Origin of the sequence: Thermovenabulum sp. (assembly GCF_049723235.1) — a bacterium.
In the GTDB taxonomy this organism is placed as follows: domain Bacteria; phylum Bacillota; class Thermosediminibacteria; order Thermosediminibacterales; family Thermosediminibacteraceae; genus Thermovenabulum.
In genome coordinates this window covers 1-18,535 of sequence record NZ_JBNARB010000014.1, presented here as the reverse complement: position 1 = coordinate 18,535, position 18,535 = coordinate 1, and the positions used below count along the sequence as shown (strand labels likewise).

General features: G+C 41.7%; 19 protein-coding genes, 4 tRNA genes and 1 pseudogene. 21 read left to right on the top strand and 3 right to left on the bottom strand.

Annotation, left to right across the window (positions count from 1 at the left end):
• Positions 1–43 precede the first annotated feature (43 nt).
• The 7 genes from fusA (at position 44) to radA (ending at position 8,548) form a co-directional block, all read left to right on the top strand.
• The gene (gene fusA, locus ACPLOV_RS07935; RefSeq protein ID WP_424909167.1) at positions 44–2,131 is read left to right on the top strand and encodes an elongation factor G; all 2,088 of its coding nucleotides are present in this window, start codon (positions 44–46) and stop codon (positions 2,129–2,131) included.
• A gap of 86 nt (positions 2,132–2,217) precedes the next feature.
• The gene (locus ACPLOV_RS07930; protein ID WP_424910978.1) at positions 2,218–2,469 is read left to right on the top strand and encodes a hypothetical protein; all 252 of its coding nucleotides are present in this window, start codon (positions 2,218–2,220) and stop codon (positions 2,467–2,469) included.
• A gap of 131 nt (positions 2,470–2,600) precedes the next feature.
• Positions 2,601–3,077, top strand: a complete 477-nt coding sequence (locus ACPLOV_RS07925) for a CtsR family transcriptional regulator (protein WP_424909165.1) — start codon at positions 2,601–2,603, stop codon at positions 3,075–3,077.
• A 1-nt stretch (position 3,078) separates the two neighbouring features.
• On the top strand, positions 3,079–3,615 hold the full coding sequence (locus tag ACPLOV_RS07920; RefSeq protein ID WP_424909164.1) for a UvrB/UvrC motif-containing protein: 537 nt from the start codon (positions 3,079–3,081) through the stop codon (positions 3,613–3,615).
• A gap of 15 nt (positions 3,616–3,630) precedes the next feature.
• Positions 3,631–4,689: a protein arginine kinase gene (locus ACPLOV_RS07915; RefSeq protein WP_424909163.1), complete on the top strand. Its 1,059-nt coding sequence runs from the start codon at positions 3,631–3,633 to the stop codon at positions 4,687–4,689.
• Positions 4,690–4,693: 4 nt separating this feature from the next.
• Complete coding sequence (locus tag ACPLOV_RS07910) at positions 4,694–7,132, top strand: ATP-dependent Clp protease ATP-binding subunit (RefSeq protein WP_424909162.1); 2,439 nt, start codon at positions 4,694–4,696, stop codon at positions 7,130–7,132.
• 63 nt (positions 7,133–7,195) lie between these two features.
• Positions 7,196–8,548: a DNA repair protein RadA gene (gene radA / locus ACPLOV_RS07905; RefSeq protein ID WP_424910977.1), complete on the top strand. Its 1,353-nt coding sequence runs from the start codon at positions 7,196–7,198 to the stop codon at positions 8,546–8,548.
• 32 nt (positions 8,549–8,580) lie between these two features.
• On the opposite strand, the gene ACPLOV_RS07900 is transcribed toward radA, so the two are convergent.
• Entirely contained in the window at positions 8,581–8,976 is a 396-nt protein-coding gene (locus ACPLOV_RS07900; RefSeq protein ID WP_424910976.1) for a DUF1573 domain-containing protein, read from the bottom strand.
• Between the two features lie 240 nt (positions 8,977–9,216).
• On the opposite strand from ACPLOV_RS07900, the gene ACPLOV_RS07895 reads away from it, so the two are divergent.
• From ACPLOV_RS07895 to ACPLOV_RS07865, 7 genes are all read left to right on the top strand, one after another.
• The gene (locus ACPLOV_RS07895) at positions 9,217–9,693 is read left to right on the top strand and encodes a CarD family transcriptional regulator (protein ID WP_424909667.1); all 477 of its coding nucleotides are present in this window, start codon (positions 9,217–9,219) and stop codon (positions 9,691–9,693) included.
• Between the two features lie 135 nt (positions 9,694–9,828).
• The gene (locus tag ACPLOV_RS07890) at positions 9,829–10,914 is read left to right on the top strand and encodes a PIN/TRAM domain-containing protein (protein WP_424909666.1); all 1,086 of its coding nucleotides are present in this window, start codon (positions 9,829–9,831) and stop codon (positions 10,912–10,914) included.
• A gap of 19 nt (positions 10,915–10,933) precedes the next feature.
• Positions 10,934–11,635, top strand: coding sequence for a 2-C-methyl-D-erythritol 4-phosphate cytidylyltransferase (ispD, locus tag ACPLOV_RS07885; RefSeq protein ID WP_424909665.1), 702 nt, complete (start codon positions 10,934–10,936; stop codon positions 11,633–11,635).
• Between the two features lie 5 nt (positions 11,636–11,640).
• Positions 11,641–12,114: a 2-C-methyl-D-erythritol 2,4-cyclodiphosphate synthase gene (gene ispF / locus ACPLOV_RS07880; protein WP_424909664.1), complete on the top strand. Its 474-nt coding sequence runs from the start codon at positions 11,641–11,643 to the stop codon at positions 12,112–12,114.
• A 292-nt stretch (positions 12,115–12,406) separates the two neighbouring features.
• Positions 12,407–12,949: a serine O-acetyltransferase EpsC gene (gene epsC / locus ACPLOV_RS07875; protein ID WP_424910975.1), complete on the top strand. Its 543-nt coding sequence runs from the start codon at positions 12,407–12,409 to the stop codon at positions 12,947–12,949.
• Positions 12,946–14,349, top strand: coding sequence for a cysteine--tRNA ligase (cysS, locus tag ACPLOV_RS07870; protein WP_424910974.1), 1,404 nt, complete (start codon positions 12,946–12,948; stop codon positions 14,347–14,349). Before epsC ends, cysS begins: the two co-directional genes overlap by 4 nt.
• Positions 14,350–14,366: 17 nt before the next feature.
• Positions 14,367–14,759, top strand: a complete 393-nt coding sequence (locus ACPLOV_RS07865; protein WP_424909661.1) for a Mini-ribonuclease 3 — start codon at positions 14,367–14,369, stop codon at positions 14,757–14,759.
• Here the strand turns inward: ACPLOV_RS07865 and thyX (ACPLOV_RS07860) are convergent.
• Together thyX (ACPLOV_RS07860) and thyX (ACPLOV_RS07855) are read right to left on the bottom strand one after the other, a co-directional pair.
• Positions 14,725–15,552: an FAD-dependent thymidylate synthase gene (thyX, locus tag ACPLOV_RS07860; protein ID WP_424910990.1), complete on the bottom strand. Its 828-nt coding sequence runs from the start codon at positions 15,550–15,552 to the stop codon at positions 14,725–14,727. The two genes, ACPLOV_RS07865 and thyX (ACPLOV_RS07860), sit on opposite strands and share 35 nt — an antisense overlap.
• A 51-nt stretch (positions 15,553–15,603) precedes the next feature.
• Positions 15,604–15,879: pseudogene (gene thyX, locus ACPLOV_RS07855) on the bottom strand (FAD-dependent thymidylate synthase); the annotation flags it as partial.
• A gap of 104 nt (positions 15,880–15,983) precedes the next feature.
• On the opposite strand from thyX (ACPLOV_RS07855), the gene rlmB reads away from it, so the two are divergent.
• The 7 genes from rlmB (at position 15,984) to ACPLOV_RS07820 (ending at position 18,384) form a co-directional block, all read left to right on the top strand.
• Positions 15,984–16,739: a 23S rRNA (guanosine(2251)-2'-O)-methyltransferase RlmB gene (rlmB, locus tag ACPLOV_RS07850; RefSeq protein ID WP_424909660.1), complete on the top strand. Its 756-nt coding sequence runs from the start codon at positions 15,984–15,986 to the stop codon at positions 16,737–16,739.
• Positions 16,723–17,262, top strand: a complete 540-nt coding sequence (locus ACPLOV_RS07845; protein WP_424909659.1) for an NYN domain-containing protein — start codon at positions 16,723–16,725, stop codon at positions 17,260–17,262. The genes rlmB and ACPLOV_RS07845 overlap by 17 nt, the downstream gene beginning before the upstream one ends.
• A 61-nt stretch (positions 17,263–17,323) precedes the next feature.
• Positions 17,324–17,968: an RNA polymerase sporulation sigma factor SigH gene (gene sigH / locus ACPLOV_RS07840; protein ID WP_424909658.1), complete on the top strand. Its 645-nt coding sequence runs from the start codon at positions 17,324–17,326 to the stop codon at positions 17,966–17,968.
• An 84-nt stretch (positions 17,969–18,052) separates the two neighbouring features.
• Positions 18,053–18,138 (top strand) — tRNA-Tyr (locus ACPLOV_RS07835).
• Between the two features lie 6 nt (positions 18,139–18,144).
• Positions 18,145–18,220 (top strand) — tRNA-Gly (locus tag ACPLOV_RS07830).
• Between the two features lie 8 nt (positions 18,221–18,228).
• Positions 18,229–18,305: transfer RNA gene (locus ACPLOV_RS07825), tRNA-Met, on the top strand.
• Between the two features lie 3 nt (positions 18,306–18,308).
• A tRNA-Thr gene (locus ACPLOV_RS07820) sits at positions 18,309–18,384 on the top strand.
• Positions 18,385–18,535 lie beyond the last annotated feature (151 nt).

Sequence of the window (18,535 nt, the reverse complement as noted above, 5' to 3'; positions counted from 1 at the left end):
AAACTATTTTTTTAACAAGTCAAAATAAGGGAGGAGATTCGACTTGAAAACTTATCCCACTGACAAGATAAGGAATATTAGCCTCATAGCTCACAGCGGAGCAGGGAAAACCACGTTAACCGAGGCAATGCTTTTTCTTTCCGGAGCGATTGACAGAATGGGTAAGGTCGAAGAAGGCAACACGGTGAGCGATTACGACCCCGAGGAGATAAAAAGGAAAATTTCTATTTCCCTTTCCATTGCACCGGTGGAATGGAAGGATATTAAAATAAACGTACTGGACACTCCCGGGTACTTTGATTTTGTGGGTGAAGTAAAAAGCGCACTGAGGGTGTCCGACGGTGCTGTTATAGTAGTATGCGCAGCCGCAGGAGTAGAAGTTGGCACGGAAATAGTTTTTAAATACGCCGATGAGGAAAAACTGCCGAGGATTTTCTTTGTTAATAAAATAGACAGGGAAAATGCCAATTTCCAGAAGGTTCTGGAGAGGATGAGAGAATTATTTGGAAGCAAGGTAATTCCACTTTTTATCCCCATTGGACAGGAAGCAAATTTCAAGGGGATTATCGATATCGTGAAAAATAAAGCTTATTCCTTTGACGGTAAAGCCTTAAAGGAGATTCCCGTTCCTTCCGAATACCAGGATGAGATTGAGAACTACCGTTTAATGATAATGGAATCGGTGGCGGAAACCGATGACGAGCTTCTGGAAAAATATTTGGATGGTCAGGAATTGAGCCAGGAAGAGATAGCAAAAGGTTTAAAAATTGGGGTGAAGCAGGGATTAATTTATCCCGTACTGTGCGGTTCTTCGACTACGGGGAAGGGCGTTACCCTTTTAATGGATGCAATTTGCGAGTTTATTCCATCCCCTGCGGAAAGACCTGCAGAGGTCGGGTATAACCCCAATACAAAAACTGAAGAAAAGAGAACCTTTAAAAAGGATGAACCGTTATCCTGCATTGTATTCAAGACAATGGCCGACCCCTTTGTAGGAAGGTTGAATCTTTTTAAGGTTTGCTCCGGGGTTTTAAAGCCCGATTCCGTTGTATTCAATTCGGTAAAAGGAGATATAGAAAAAATAGGGCATATCTATACCATGAGGGGCAAAAAGCAGGAACCGGTTCAGGCTGCCGAAGCAGGAGATATTGTGGCGGTGGCAAAACTTCAGTTCACCTCCACCAATGATACCCTGTGCGAAAAAGAGCATCCGATAGTTTTAAGACAGATTGCTTTCCCTCAGCCGGTAATTTCCTTTGCGGCTGTTCCGAAATCAAAGGGTGATGAAGAAAAGATTTCGGCAGGTCTGCAGAGGTTAACGGAAGAAGACATGACCTTTAAGGTAAGCAAGAATACGGAAACCAATCAGCTTCTGGTTTCGGGCATGGGAGAAATTCATTTGGAGGTTCTCGCTGGCAAGCTCCACCATAAATTTGGAACCGATATGCTCCTCAGCTTGCCGAAGGTTCCCTACAGGGAGACCATTCGCGGTACGGTCAAGGTGGAAGGCAAGTACAAGAAGCAATCGGGTGGTCGCGGTCAATACGGCCATGTATGGATTGAATTTTCACCTATTGATTCGGAAGATGGATTTGAATTTGAAGAAAAGATTTTCGGTGGAGCCGTTCCCAAACAGTACATTCCTGCAGTAGAAAAAGGCATACGCGAATCAATGAAGGAAGGAGTTCTTGCAGGATATCCCGTGGTGGGCTTTAAGGCGGTGCTTTACGATGGATCTTTCCATCCTGTAGATTCTTCGGAATTGGCGTTTAAAATTGCAACTTCAATGGCCTTCAAAAAGGGAATGACTCAGGCAAAACCCGTATTATTAGAGCCAATCCTGGATGTGGAAGTTGTGGTACCTGAATACTACATGGGCGATATCATAGGAGATCTAAATAAGAGAAGAGGAAGAATCCTGGGGATGGAACTTTCCGATGGTATGCAGCACATAAAAGCTCAGGTGCCCATGGCGGAAATGTTCAGGTATGCTACGGATTTAAGGTCCATGACCCAGGGCAGAGGATCTTTTAAAGCGGTATTCAGCCATTACGAAGAAGTTCCCGCACCCATAGCGGAAAAGATAATTGCCGAATCTCCAAAAGCGCACAAAGAGGAAGAAGAAGAGTAATATTTATTACTATTGCGCCCCTCACTGAATTATATGTTAAGATTCAGGGAAAATTAAAATAGAATTTTTTTCAGGGAGGGGCAAAAATGACGGATAAAGATAAAAAAAGAAGGCTCGGGCATATAGAAAAAACCGAGGATGCCAAATTTAAAAAGAAAATTGACGACGAATTAGAGGATGAACTGGCAGATGACACAATGTACGGAGAAATAATATCGAGTTTGATGGGCTGGATTTCTCCTGAACAGCAGTTGAGAAGAGCCAATAATCTTGTGGAAATTTCAAAAGAATTGGATGAACAAAAGGAAAAAGAAAAGAATAAAAAGGACAAAAAGTAAGGGAGGGATTACCCTCCCTAAAATTTTTTAAAAAAATTTTTCCAAATATATCTTGAAAAACTAAAACCTGTATTTTATAATATAATTGAAAGTCAAAGAAAGTCAAAGTCAAAAATGAGGTGATTGCGGGAATGCCTAATCTTGCGGACGTAATTGAAAATTTTTTAAAAAACCTGATAGAAGAAGCGGGAAACATTTTGGAAATTCAAAGAAACGACCTTGCCAGCAGATTTCAATGCGCACCCTCGCAGATTAATTACGTGCTTGCTACCCGTTTTACCTTAGAGAGGGGCTATATTGTAGAAAGCCGCAGGGGCGGTGGAGGATATATAAGGATAAAAAAGGTAAGAATAAGTGATGATGAGTTTATAAAAGAAGTTATAGATTGTATAGGAGATAGCATTTCCAGTACTAAAGCCTTTGACTTGATTAATATTTTGGACCGGGAGGGAATAATTAATAAAAGGGAAGCAGAAATAATGAAGGCAGCTTTAAACAAAAGAACCCTTGAAATACCTCTCCCGGAAAGAGATAGGATTCGAGCGAGAATTTTCAAGGCTATGCTGACTGCCCTTTTGAATGAGCAAATAGAAAAAGGGGGTAATTAAAATGATGTGTCAGGAGTGCAAGGTAAACCCTGCTACGGTGCACATAGCAAAAATAGTAAATGGTGAGAAAACGGAAATGCACCTCTGTGAGGAATGCGCAAAAAAGAAGAACTTTAACCTCATGGGAGATTTTGGTTCTTTGAATTTCGATTTTGAAGTGGAACCCTTTTCCGTGCAAAAGTTTCTATCCAGCTTCTTTGAGCCTGTTTCAAAAGAGATTAAAAGGACCAATGAACCTCCAAAGTGCGATAGATGCGGTTTGACTTTTCCGAGATTTACCCAGATCGGAAGATTCGGTTGCAGCAATTGTTACACCGCTTTCAGAGGACAGTTAGATCCGATGCTGAGGAGGCTCCACGGGAAAACCTATCATGCGGGGAAGGTGCCCAAAAGGAGCGGAGGTAAAATAAGAATAAAAAGCGAGATAGAGAAATTAAAGAGGGAACTGCAGGAAGCGGTAAATGCGGAAGAATATGAAAGAGCTGCGGTCTTAAGAGATAGAATTAGAGAATTAGAGCAAAAACTTGCAAACAATTGATAGGGGGCGGGGCAATTGTCTTTGGAAGAAATTCTGGATACTTCGAAGATCTCCTGGCTGAACAACTTGGGGCCGGAATCAGATATTGTAATTTCCAGCAGGGTGAGGCTTGCCCGCAATTTAAAGGACGTTCCTTTCCCTCATCTGCTTTCTGACAAAAAGGATACCGAGATAATCGAGCTTGTGTACAATGCTTTTAAAGCCAATGAAATTTTATCCAAGGAGTCAAAAATATATCTCATGAAGGAACTTACTCCCAATGATAGACAGCTCTTTGTGGAAATGCACCTTATAAGCCCTGATTTGGCATCTTCTGAAAAGGGAGCCGTGATTGTAAGCGGTGATAAAACCTTCAGCATTATGATAAACGAAGAGGATCACATAAGAATTCAGGTGATTTTTCCCGGCTTATCTACGGAAGATGCCTATGAACTGGCGGGGAAAATAGACGACGTATTGGAAGAAAGTTTGGAATTTGCTTTCGATGAAAAACTCGGATATCTTACAGCTTGCCCCACAAATGTGGGTACCGGGATAAGGGCTTCGGTAATGCTGCACCTTCCGGTGCTTACCCTTTTAAAACAGACCGACAGGATGTTTTCCACTATGGCCCAGTTAGGGCTGGTAGTAAGAGGAATATACGGCGAGGGCACCGAGGCCAAAGGTAATCTGTATCAAATATCCAACCAGATTACCCTCGGCAAAACCGAAGAGGATATTATAGAAGGCTTAAATAGCGTGGTAAAACAGATTATTTCCAGTGAAAGGCAGGCCAGGAGAAATTTAAAAGGTGAGGATAGAATAAGGTTAGAAGATAGAATATTAAGGTCCTACGGAATACTTACCAATGCCAGGCTTTTATCCTCGGAGGAAGCTATGGCACACCTTTCCAATGTGAGGCTGGGGATAGACTTAGGCATAATTAAAAACTTAAAACCCGAAGAGGTGAATAAACTCTTCATGACCTCAGGACCTGCGTACATTCAGAAATTAAACGGCAAAAGTTTACAACCTGTCGAGAGAGATATAATAAGAGCCAATTTTATTAGAGGAAAATTAATAAAGGAGGGATAATTCGATGAACGGGAAATTTACCGAAAGGGCTCAAAAAGTGATCACTTACGCTCAGGAGGAAGCAAGGAGATTAAACCACAATGTGGTAGGAACCGAGCACCTGCTCTTAGGGCTTATCCGGGAAGGGGAAGGAGTAGCTGCAAGGGCTCTTACCAATCTGGGAGTGGACTTACAGAAAGTAAGGGAACAGGTGGAGAATTTAATAGGTGTAGGGCCTTTTGTGATACAGGGCCCCATAGGATATACGCCAAGGGCTAAAAGGGTTTTGGAACTTGCCATGGATGAATCCAGAAGGTTAAAACATAATTACGTAGGCACCGAGCACATACTACTTGGGCTTATCCGGGAAGGGGAAGGAGTTGCTGCTCAGGTTTTAAACAATTTAGGGGTTAGCTTAGACAGAGCTCGAAATGAAGTCCTTTCCCTGCTGGGAACGGATGTTAAGGGCCAGGCGGCCTTCAGAAGGTACAATAACACACCTACGCTGAACCAGTTCGGCAGGGACCTAACGGAACTTGCCGCTGAAGGAAAACTGGATCCGGTTATCGGAAGGCAGAAGGAAATCGAAAGGGTAATTCAGGTATTGACCAGAAGAACCAAGAATAATCCCTGCCTCATAGGAGAACCCGGTGTAGGTAAAACCGCCATCGTGGAAGGTCTTGCCCAGAGAATTGTGGATGGAGATGTTCCCGAAATATTAAAGGACAAGAGAATAGTTAGTTTAGACTTAGCTTTACTGGTGGCGGGCACAAAATTCAGGGGAGAATTTGAAGAGAGGTTAAAAAAGGTCCTGACAGAAGTTAAACAGGCCGGGAATGTAATACTTTTTATCGATGAAATGCATACCCTTATTGGTGCGGGAGCAGCGGAAGGTGCTATAGATGCCTCCAATATCCTTAAACCTTCCTTGGCCAGAGGAGAACTGCAGACAATAGGGGCCACCACCTTAGACGAGTACAGAAAACACGTGGAAAAAGACCCGGCACTGGAAAGGCGCTTCCAGCCCATAATGGTGGATGAGCCTACGGTGGAAGACACCATTAAAATATTAGAGGGATTAAGGGATAAATACGAAGCTCACCACAGGGTGAAGATTTCCGATGAAGCTATCGCTGCAGCAGCGAAGCTCTCTTCCAGATACATTACCGACAGATTCCTTCCGGATAAGGCAATAGACCTTATAGATGAAGCTGCTTCCAGGGTAAGGCTCCAGTGCCTGACGGCACCTCCCGAACTGAAAGAGCTGGAGGACGAACTGGAGGCTTTGAGGAAGGAGAAAGATGCGGCAATAAGGGCTCAGGAATTTGAAAAAGCTGCGAAACTAAGGGATAAAGAGCAGGATTTAAAAGCAAAACTCGACAGTTTAAAATCTAAATGGCAGAGCGAAAATAAGCTGGACAATTCTACCGTAACCGAGGCGGATATAGCAAAAATTGTTTCCAGCTGGACCGGTATTCCGGTGGAAAGACTAACGGAAGAAGAATCCGAGAGGCTTTTAAAGATGGAAGACATCCTTCATAAGAGGGTAATCGGACAGGATGAAGCGGTAAAAGCCGTGGCAAGGGCTATTAGAAGGGCAAGAGCCGGATTAAAAGACCCCAAACGGCCGATAGGATCCTTTATATTCCTCGGACCAACGGGTGTGGGTAAAACGGAACTGGCCAGGGCATTGGCGGAAGCAATGTTTGGTGACGAAAATGCCATGATAAGGCTTGATATGTCGGAGTACATGGAAAAATTTGCCGTATCCAGGATGATAGGCGCTCCTCCTGGATATGTAGGTTACGAAGAGGGCGGAGAGCTTACCGAAAAGGTCCGCAGAAGACCCTACTCGGTAGTACTATTCGATGAAATCGAGAAAGCTCATCCGGATGTGTTCAATATTCTGCTTCAGATTCTGGAAGATGGGAGGCTGACGGATGCCCAGGGCAGAACGGTGGATTTCAGGAACACCATAATAATCATGACTTCCAACGTGGGAGCTAACCTGATACAAAAATCCAGGACCTTCGGTTTCATGCCCCGGGAAGAGGAAGAAAAGAATTACAATGATATGAAGGATAAAGTCCTGGAAGAGTTGAGAAGGACCTTCCGGCCCGAATTTTTGAACAGGGTTGATGAAATAATAGTTTTCCATGCCCTGAATGAAAGCCATATTAAGGAAATAGTCACCCTTATGCTCCAGCAGGTAAATGAAAGGTTGAAGGAATTTGATATAGCAATTGAAGTTACCGATAAAGCCAAGGAATGGCTTGCCAAAAAAGGATATGACCCGATGTACGGTGCAAGGCCTTTAAGAAGAGTTATTCAGAGGGAAATTGAAGACAATTTATCTGAAGAGTTGTTAAAAGGCACCATTTCCAAAGGCAATACCGTATTGATAGATGAAAAAGAGGGCAAACTCACCTTTGAAAAAAAAGAATTGAGTATTGCAAGTAAATAGAAAATGAATTACCATTAAGGCAAGGCAAAAGCCTTGCCTTTTTTACATAGTCAGGAGGGAATTATGGCTAATAAGAAAAAATTCGTATGCCGGGAATGCGGTTTTGAATCCGCAAAGTGGTTGGGACGCTGTCCTGACTGCGGCAGCTGGAATACCTTTGAAGAAGTCAATATAAAAAAAGATAATTACCCCGAAGCCTCTAAAAAAAGCGTTTTATCGCAGCCGGTTCTTTTAAATGAAATAGAAACCATAGAAAAAGAAAGGGTATCTTCGGGAATAGGAGAACTGGACAGGGTGCTGGGAGGCGGGATAGTTCCCGGGAGCCTGATATTAATTGGAGGGGATCCGGGTATAGGTAAATCCACCCTCATGCTTCAGCTGGGCGGTAATCTGGGTGAAAATTACCGGGTGCTGTATATAAGCGGGGAAGAATCGGCAAGGCAAATAAAAATGAGGGCGGACAGGCTGGATATAAGATCCCGGAATTTTTACCTGGTATGCGAAAACGATATGGATGCGATCGAAAACTGCATAAATGAGATTAACCCGAACTTTGTCATACTGGACTCTGTACAGACTGTTTATATACCTGATTTGGAATCGGCACCCGGCAGCATAAATCAGGTGAGAGAAGTTACTTTAAGATCCTTAAGGATAAGCAAAGAAAAAGGAATAGCCGTATTTCTTGTGGGGCATGTGACAAAGGAAGGGAATTTGGCGGGCCCCAAAACCCTGGAACATATGGTGGATACGGTGCTCTACTTTGAAGGAGAAAGGTATCAATCTTACAGAATTCTCAGGTCCGTAAAAAACCGGTTTGGCTCAACAAATGAGATAGGAATTTTCGAAATGAGAGAAAAAGGACTGGTGGAGGTGGAAAGCCCATCGAATTTTTTGCTTTCCGGGAGGACGAAGAATTCTCCGGGGTCTGTGGTCACATGCACCATGGAAGGTACCAGACCCCTTCTTATTGAAGTACAGGCTCTTACCTGCTCTTGTGGATTTAACATTCCCAAAAGACAAACTTACGGAATAGACTATAATAGAGCCTCCCTTTTAATAGCGGTTCTGGAAAAGAACATGGGATTATTTTTAAATAGAGAGGATGTTTTTATAAACATAGCCGGAGGTATTAAGGTTACCGAACCTGCTGCGGACCTGGCGGTGATACTGGCGGTTTTTTCGAGCTTTAAAAATAAACCTCTGTTAGAGGGACTTGTGGTAATGGGTGAAGTTGGGCTTTCGGGGGAAGTAAGAAGTGTGAGCTATCCAGAAAAGAGGGTTTACGAAGCCTTGAAATTAGGTTTTTCCAAGGTAATACTCCCCAGAGCTAACTTAAGGGACTTAGACGCAAAGCTTTTAAATAAGGTTACCGGGGTATCGAATCTTATCGAAGCGGAACAGGAGGCCTTTTAAAAACAAAATCCGGGTTTTTTCCCGGAAAAAGATTAAGATAAATTGTAAATCCCAAGGGTTGAAAGTTTTTCGTTCTCCTTAGAAATAATGTCATTTAAACTTAAACCCAGGATATTACAAAGAGCAGCTAAGTAAAAAAGATGATTCCCTATTTCCTGCTCAAGGACTTCCTGGCAATTTTCGCATAAATCGCCCTTTAAATGAGTTTCCATAAACTGTGTTAGTTCTTGAAGAGAAATATTGGCGGGGAACTGTTGTTTTTTAGCGTTTACTTCCAAACATCCGCAACTGGTGACCGATTTTGCGACGGCTCTGTTAACACGTCCGGCGGTTTCCTGTATTTTGGTGATTATGTCGATGATGCTTTTGTGTCTAACCAGACACTGGGAGACTGTAGCTTGAAATTCGTTGCACGTATTGTCTTTCATCGGACTCCCCCCTGAGAAAATCTCTGACAAGTTTAATTATAGCCCTCGCCAACTTTGTTTGTCAAATAAAAGTATAAGAAAATTATTAAAAAATAAGCCTTTATTAGCAGCACTAAACAGCAAAAAATAGATTGACAGCTATAGGCATATATAGTATAATAAAATTTTTGCTTGACATAGAATGTTTTTTATGTTATTAATTAGAAAAGAGTATTCCAGCTGTCCCGGGAGGGCAATAAAATGTTCAATATAGGAGACAAGGTAGTATATCCGATGCATGGAGCGGGAGTAATCGAAGCCATAGAGGAAAAGGAGATACTGGGGGAAAAACACAAGTATTATATAATGAGGATCCCCACTAATAATATGAAGATAATGGTCCCTATCAATAATGTGGAAGAAATCGGTATAAGACAGGTGGTAAGTGATGAGGAAATAGATGAAGTTTTTAAGGTATTGAAGGGCTCAAAAAGCAAAATGCCGGCAAACTGGAATCACCGGTACAGGGTTAACCTTGAAAAGATAAAAAGCGGAAATATTTTTCAGGTAGCCGAGGTAGTGAGGAATCTTTCCCTCAGGGAAAGGGAAAAGGGGCTTTCCACCGGAGAAAGAAGGATGCTGGAAAATGCTAAACAGATATTAATAAGCGAAATAGTCCTGTGTAAAAATATCGGGGCCGATGAGGCCAGTAAATTAATAGAACAGGCATTTAATTAAAGGGCTTTTATGCCCTAATTTTTTACCAAAAAATTCTATGACCGTGGAATAATAAAAAAATATATTATATAATGAGAATATAAGAAAAAATAGAGAAAAATTCGGCAATACTTTATAATAGGAGGTGATAGAGCAGTGGTCTACAGGTTAATCAGAGCATTTCTATTTATTTTAGGACTGGGAATAGGTTATGAAATAAGTTTCCTGCTTTTTAAATTAAATGATATATTTAATGTCGTAAGTATCAACTTAAATGCAAAAATAGCGGTTTATATTATAATTTCTGCTTCCGTGGGAGTATTATTTCTCCTTATAAGTCCTAAAATGATAGAAGCCGGAGAAAAGGCCAGAGTTTTTCTTGAGAACAAACTTAAGAAAACCCCGATGAGAGACCTTATTTACGGTTTTTTTGGGTTACTGATGGGACTTATTATTGCTAATTTATTTTTAAGGGCTTTCTTGAGCATACCCTGGATTGGTTCTTATTTACCCATAATTGCAAACGTTTTACTGGGTTATCTCGGAGCCAGCATTGCCATAAATAAAAAAGAGGAGCTCTCAAACCTTGTCCCCTTTTCTTATATTTCACCGAAGAAAAATCAGGCTCCTACGATTGTGAACTGGATAAAACCCAAGATACTGGACACCAGTGTGATTATAGATGGCAGGATTGCGGATATCTGTCAGACGGGATTTATAGAAGGTCCTGTTATTATTCCGAGATTTGTACTGGAAGAGCTAAGGCATATTGCGGATTCTTCGGATGTACTTAAAAGAAACCGTGGAAGAAGAGGCCTGGATATATTAAACAAAATGCAGAAGGAATTAAACATCGATATAGAGATTTATGAAGGTGATTTTGAAGACTTAGCTGAAGTTGACAGCAAACTGGTGAGATTAGCCCAGCTTCTTGATGGCAAGATTATTACCAATGACTTTAATTTGAACAAGGTGGCCGAGCTTCATAAAGTTCCTGTTTTGAATATTAACGAGCTTGCCAATGCGGTCAAGCCCGTGGTATTACCCGGCGAAGAAATGGTGGTGCAGGTCATTAAAGATGGCAAAGAATCCGGACAGGGTGTAGCTTACCTTGATGATGGAACCATGATTGTGGTGGATGGAGGGAAAAAGCACATAGGAGAAACCATTGGAGTCATCGTCACCAGCGTGCTTCAAACGGCTGCTGGCAGGATGATATTTGCAAAACCTAAATCTATGTAGTAATTCCGGGGTGAATACGATGTACGTTTCCGCCGTAATTGCTGCCGGCGGCAAGGGCAAAAGAATGAATTCTGTAAAAAGCAAGCAATACCTGCCGGTCAAGGGATTTCCGATACTTTATTATACCCTGAGGGTTTTTGAAACACTGAGGGAAATAGACGAAATAATCCTTGTCGTAGGAGAGCAAGACCTGGATTTTGTCAGGAAAGATATTATTCTAAAATATAAATTTAAAAAGACCAGATTAATCGAGGGCGGTTTGGAACGCCAGGATTCGGTTTACAACGGTTTGAGGAGTTGTTCTCCTCAAACCGATATTGTTGTAATACACGATGGAGTAAGACCATTTATTACCCACAGTATAATTTTAGAAAGCATAGAGGCGGCAAAGCTCTATAAGGCCGCAGGAGTGGCGGTGCCGGTAAAGGATACCATAAAGATAGTCGAAGATGGTTTTATCAAAGCGACTCCCGATAGAAGGAAACTGTATGCCATTCAGACCCCTCAGACTTTTATGTACGAGGTAATACTGAAAGCCCATGAAATAGCCAGAAAGGAAGGGTTCTACGGCACTGATGATGCGGTTCTTGTGGAGAGATTGGGGTATAAGGTTAAAATAATTGATGGCTCTTACGAAAACATAAAAATCACCACCCCCGAGGATATAATAATAGCCGAAGCCTTTTTAAACCTGGGCTTTGGTGAATTTAAAAAGAGGTGACTTTTGTGAGGATTGGTATAGGTTACGATGCTCACAGACTGGTGGAAGGGAGAAAATTGATCGTAGGGGGGGTTAACATACCCTTTGAGAAGGGTTTGCTGGGGCATTCCGATGCGGATGTGCTGGTACATGCAATCAACGATGCCCTCCTGGGGGCCGCTGCTTTAGGAGACATAGGCAGGCATTTCCCCGATACGGATCCGAAGTACAAGGATATCAGCAGCCTTGTTTTGATGAAAAGGGTAGCGGAGCTTTTGAAGGTAGAAGGCTTTGGAATAGTTAACATTGATTCGGTAATAATAGCCGAAAAGCCGAAATTTGCACCCTATATCGAAAAGATGAGAGAGAATATAGCCTTTGCACTGAATATTCAAAAGGAAAAGGTCAGTATAAAAGCCACCACTACGGAAGGTATGGGATTTGAGGGAAGAGGAGAGGGAATTTCTGCAAAGGCGGTTTGCCTTATTAAAAAGCTTTAATTTTTATTGATTTTGTGATTATAATTGTTGACATTTCCTGTAGAATTTAATATTATAATTATTAAAACTGAATACAAATGCCATGATGGAGAAGAAAGGTCCTTATATGCCTCATACAGAGAGGGATTGTCACCGGCTGAGAGCAGTCCCATGAGGTAGGGCCCTGTGCGCTCCGGAGCATTGCATCGCAATGAGCGATAAAGCAGAGTGGGACCGCGAAACCCTTCGCCTCTGGGACGAAGGGTTTTTTATTTTCTCAAAAAATGAAAAAAGTGTGCAAGGAGGCGAAAAAATGAGTATAATAGAAGAAGCCAGGTTAATAATGAAAAAAGATAAGGCGGCAAAGAGCCTTTTGGAGGTTATACTCTGTTACCCCGGGCTTCATGCCTTAATATTTTATAAAATAGCCAGAAAATTTTATTTAAGAAGGATGTTTTTCATAGCCCGATTGATTTCCCAGCTGGGAAGGTTTTTTACGGGTATTGAAATTCACCCGGGGGCTAAAATTGGCAAGGGACTTTTTATTGACCACGGGATGGGTGTTGTTATAGGAGAAACCGCGGAAATAGGGGATAATGTTACCATTTACCACGGAGTAACCCTTGGTGCTACCGGAAACGAAACCACCGTAAAAAGGCATCCCACCGTTGAGGATGATGTGGTAATAGGAGCCGGGGCAAAGATTTTGGGCCCTGTAAGGATCGGTAAGGGTGCGAAAATAGGGGCAAATGCGGTGGTCTTAAAAGATGTTCCGCCTTACACTACGGTAGTGGGTATTCCCGCAGTTGAGGTCAAGAGAAGAAGGGAAAAAATGCTCAGGGAGGTTTTCCAATGAAGATTTACAACACGCTGACAAAGCAAAAAGAGGAATTTAAACCTTTAAAGGACAACAGGGTCACCATATATACCTGCGGTCCCACCGTTTATGATTTTTTTCATGTGGGTAATGCCAGGGTTTTTATCACCTTCGATGTGGTGAGAAGTTATTTGAAGTACAGGGGATATGATGTGATTTTCGTTCAAAATTTTACCGATATTGACGATAAAATGATTAAAAGGGCAAAAGAAGAAGGTATCACCGTAAAGGAACTGGCGGAAAGGTTTATAAAGGAATATTTTACGGATGCGGATGCCTTGAGGGTGAAAAGGGCGGATGTCCACCCAAGGGCTACGGAGCACATTAAAGAGATAATTGAACTTATAGAAAAACTTATAGAAAAGGGCTATGCCTATGTGGTGGATAAAGATGTGTATTTTGCTGCCAGGAATTTTAAGGATTACGGCAAGCTTTCGGGTCAGAATTTAGAAGAATTAGAAGCCGGGGCGAGGGTCGAACCGGGAGAGAAAAAGAAAGACCCGATTGATTTTGCCTTATGGAAGGCGAAAAAAGAGGGGGAACCCTGCTGGGAAAGCCCCTGGGGTGAGGGAAGGCCCGGATGGCATATTGAATGCTCCTGCATGTCCATGAAATATTTAGGTGAAACCATAGATATTCACGGAGGGGGTTCTGACCTTATTTTCCCCCATCACGAGAACGAAATTGCGCAAAGTGAAGCTGCAACCGGTAAACCCTTTGCAAGGTATTTTATGCATGTGGGTTATTTAAATGTAAACAACGAAAAGATGTCCAAGTCTCTGGGCAATTTCTTTACGGTAAGAGAAATTTTAAAGGAATACAACCCGGAGGTATTAAGGCTCTTTATGCTCTCTACCCACTACAGGAGCCCGATTAATTTTAGCAGGGAGTTAATGGATCAAGCCAGGAGCGCTTTAGAAAGGCTTTACAATGCTTTGTACGCCCTAAAACATTTACAGAAGGTAACCGAGGAGAGGGAATTAAACGAAGAGGAAAGGGAATTCCTGGACAGGCTAAGGTCTTTAAAACAAAAATTCATTGATTCTATGGATGATGATTTTAATACGGCAGAAGCGCTGGGGGCAATTTACGAGATCGTAAGGGAAGCAAATACTAACTTGAAGGAGACTTCTTCTAAAAGTCTGGTTACTTATACAAAAGAACTTATACTTGAGCTGGGAGGAATTCTTGGACTTTTTGGAGATTTTGGCAAGGAGGAATTGGTAGACGAAGAAATTTTAAAACTGATAGAAGAAAGGCAAAAAGCGAGAAAGGAAAAAAATTATGCATTAGCGGATAAAATAAGAGATGAGCTCAAAGAAAAAGGCGTAATTTTAGAAGATACTCCATCGGGGGTAAGATGGAGGAAAATAAAGTAGGAGTGATATAGAAAAATATGGAAGATATATCATCTCTTGCCCTCGCCTTTGTAGGCGATGCGGTTTTCAATCTTTTTATCAGGACAATGGTAATAAGGACGAAAAAAAAGGTCAGGGACTTACACGTGGAGGCTATCAAGTATGTAAAAGCCTCTGCTCAAGCCGAAATATTAAAAAAAATTGAGGCTTTCCTTACTCCCGAAGAAAAGGAAGTGGTAAGGAAAGCCAGAAATGCAAAGGTAAATACCGTTCCCAAAAACGCTACCCTTGCAGACTACCACATGAGCACGGGATTTGAAGCCCTCCTGGGATATTTATACCTGTCGGGTCAAAACGAAAGGTTAAATAAGATACTTTTAGCATCCTATGAGATCATTAAGAGTTCATCCCGGGAAAACGACCACAGCTGAAATCCCCTTCAGGGCAATAACCCAAAGATTCACAGGGAGCTCCTGCCTTCCCAAAGAGGGTGGGAGCGATTTTTTTTACCTCTTTTAGCATTAAATTTGCCAGTTCTCTTATTTCCGATTGAGCCCTGTTACAGCATCTTAATGCAAAGAAATTATAAAGGCTCCTGGCGTTCATCGTCATAACTATATTGGTCATCGTTCCCATGGGCAAGATATACCTGGCGTCTTCTTTATCCACTCCTGAGTTTACAAGCTTCAAATAGGCTTCTTTTGCTCCTTTCAAACCGTCCAAATAAATAAAAATTGCCTTTATATCTTTTTTAATATCCTCGGGGAGGGTAGAATAATATTTTCTTTTGATGTATTCTTCCAGAATGAATACGAGTTTCTCATAAAAACCCTTTATACTGCTAATAATTTTAAATAATTTCTCCTTGGAAAATAAATTATAAGAAAAATCCATCCCTTCATAAATAAAGCGGCAAAATTCTATGGCATTATCTTTGCGGAATAAAAGCCTTTCGTTTTCTATCTCGAATTTTAAACCCGCCTCTATAAAGTATTCTTTGAATTCTTCGGGAAATATTAGAGAATTTTCACCGGTTTTTAAAAAGGCGTCGGAAATCCCTCTAATAAAATGAGGAAGGTTTTCCTTAGATAATTCTTCATAATTTTTTTCAGTAATTATATTTTTTTCTATATGTATACCAAACATTTCATTAATTTTTACCGGGTCGTTAAACTCGGGAAAAAGGGCTAAACCTTTAATGTATGCTGAATTTTGTCTCTGCAATTTTTTTTCTTCAGCTTCCTGATTTGTTATTTCATCTTTAAAGGGATTGTTGTAGCGTAAGCTTTGAACTGAATAAGAGGCTATTCGGTGGCGGGTGAGCTGGGCAAGCAGTGTCCTGCTTACTCCCTCAATGCCAAACGTAAAGCTTACATGCTCGATCGGCGACAGATGCCCCATGCTGATAAGTTTATTGAGGAATTTTTCTATTTTTTCCCGGCTCATATTTTCCATTATTTCAAGAGGCCCTGAATTGGAATAACAAAGTCTTGCTGCTGCAGCAACGGTTTTTTCCGGTTCGGGGGTGTGATTTAAGATTTTAACCTTCATTGCCCGTCCTCCTTGACTTTTTATGAAATTTAAAATATCATTTATAAAAATCCAAATTACCTTAAAAAAATTATATCATGAAATTATAACATGAGGTGGGTAGATTGGAAGATAAATCTTTTTTAATAGAAGGGAAAAATTCCGTCATAGAAGCGCTTAAGGCTGGACGGCCGATGAATAAGATATATGTAAAAAAAGGGGACAAAGCTTTTTTAAAAAGGCTATACGAACTTGCGAGGCAAAATAATGTTCCCGTAGTGGAAGTGGATGAAAATTATTTAAATAAGTTATCAAAAACAAAAAAACACCAGGGAGTGATAGCCCAGGCTTCTTTAAAGCCCTATTTGAATCTTGAGGAATTACTGGCAAAGGCAAGCTCAAAGACCCGGGAACCCTTTATCGCGGTGTTAAACGAGATAGAGGACCCGGTTAACTTGGGCAGTATTCTTCGCACCTGTGATTGCCTTGGGGTAGACGGAGTAATAATCCCCAAAAGAAGGGCTTGCGGCGTAACACCGACGGTAATGAAGGTATCGGAAGGCGCGGGGGAATACGTAGATATCGCCAGGGTTACCAATATAGCCTCTACGCTGGAAAAATTGAAGGAAAAGGGGATCTGGGTAATAGGGGCTGACATGGATGGAGAAATATATTATGAAAAGGATTTAACCGGACCGGTGGCGCTGGTGGTTGGAGGAGAGGATAAAGGGCTGGGGAAGCTTGTAAAAGAAAGATGCGATTTTCTGGTGAAAATACCCATGATGGGCCATGTTTCTTCCATGAATGCCGCGGTGGCTTTTGCGGTAATAGGATATGAGATAATAAGGCAGAGGGCGTTAAAAGATGCTGGAAAGGCCTGAAGAAGTACTTTTTGTAGATGGGTACAACATAATAAACGCATGGCCCAATCTACAGAGTGCAAAGGAAATTGACCTGGAAACTGCCAGGCAGAAGTTGGTGGATATTATGAGCGAATATTCGGCCTTGACCGGGGTAAAAGTGAAGGTAGTTTTTGATGCGCACATGGTGGAAGGAGGAAGGAGGATAATAGAAAATATAAACGGAGTAGAAGTGGTATATACAAAAGAGAGGGAGACGGCGGACAATTATATTGAAAAAATGGTGGAAAGTTACGGTAAAGAGGCCGGAAAAGATTATCGGGTGAGGGTTGCCACTTCGGATTTTCTTGAACAGAGGATCGTACTGGGCAAAGGGGCTATAAGGGTATCTGCCCGGGAGCTTTTTTATGAGGTAAACCGGATCTTTGAAGAACGAAGAAAAAAGGAGAAGATCATGAAATTCCAGAAGGAAACATTGGCCGATAGGCTGGATGAGACAACTTTAAAAAGTTTGATTAACAGAATTAAGGGTTGTCAAGCTTGACTATAATCCGTGTTTTGAGATATAATTTATTCGTGGCTTATTTAATTTTGGGGGCGATAATGTGAATGTGGGGCTTCAAAGGGAATCCTTTGTTTGTTTTGAAGAAATGCAGGATGAAGAGGTGGTGTATGAAGCCCGGAGTGGCAGTAGGGAGGCACTGGAGTACCTTATAAATAAGTACAAAAACTTTGTAAAATCAAAAGCCAGGTCCTATTTTTTGATTGGTGCCGATAAAGAGGATATTATTCAGGAAGGCATGATAGGTCTTTATAAGGCCATCAGGGATTTTAACCCGGATAAGCTAACTTCGTTTAGAGCCTTTGCGGAACTGTGCATAACAAGACAAATAATAACCGCAATAAAAACTGCCACCCGCCAAAAGCATATCCCCTTGAATTCTTACGTCTCCCTGAATAAGCCAATATATGATGAAGATTCCGAAAGGACATTGATGGATGTAATTACCGAAGTTAAGATTACAGATCCGGAAGAACTCATAATAAGTAGAGAAGAAGTTGCAGATATCGAAGATAAAATGGGGGAGATTTTGAGCAAACTGGAATGGGAGGTTTTAATCTCCTACCTGAACGGCAAATCGTATCAGGAGATTGCCAGAGATTTAAAACGGCACGTAAAATCCATCGATAATGCCCTTCAAAGGGTGAAAAGGAAGCTCGAAAAATACCTGGAAATTAGAGGTATATAATATTTTAATTGGTGTGGAATAACAAAAAAATAGTTTTAAATTCCTGTTGACCAAAATGTCTTTTCTTTTTATAATAGAAAACATGGAGAGATTCCCGAGCTGGCCAAAGGGGGCAGACTGTAAATCTGCTGGCGATGCCTTCGGTGGTTCGAATCCACCTCTCTCCACCATTTTGTGCGGGAATAGCTCAGTTGGCAGAGCACCAGCCTTCCAAGCTGGGTGTCGCGGGTTCGATTCCCGTTTCCCGCTCCATTATACATCGCGGGGTGGAGCAGTCCGGTAGCTCGTCGGGCTCATAACCCGAAGGTCGCTGGTTCAAATCCGGCCCCCGCAACCAGATGCCCACGTAGCTCAGTCGGCAGAGCGTCGCCTTGGTAAGGCGGAGGTCACCGGTTCGATCCCGGTCGTGGGCTCCATTTAATTTTAAGTAAATATTTGAAAATTATTTTTTGTTTGAGTATAATTGTAGTGTACAGGCTTTTTTATTTTTATCAAAAACTACTTACATACCAAGGAGGGCAAAGAAATGGCAAAACAGAAATTTGAGAGGAAGAAGCCGCACGTAAA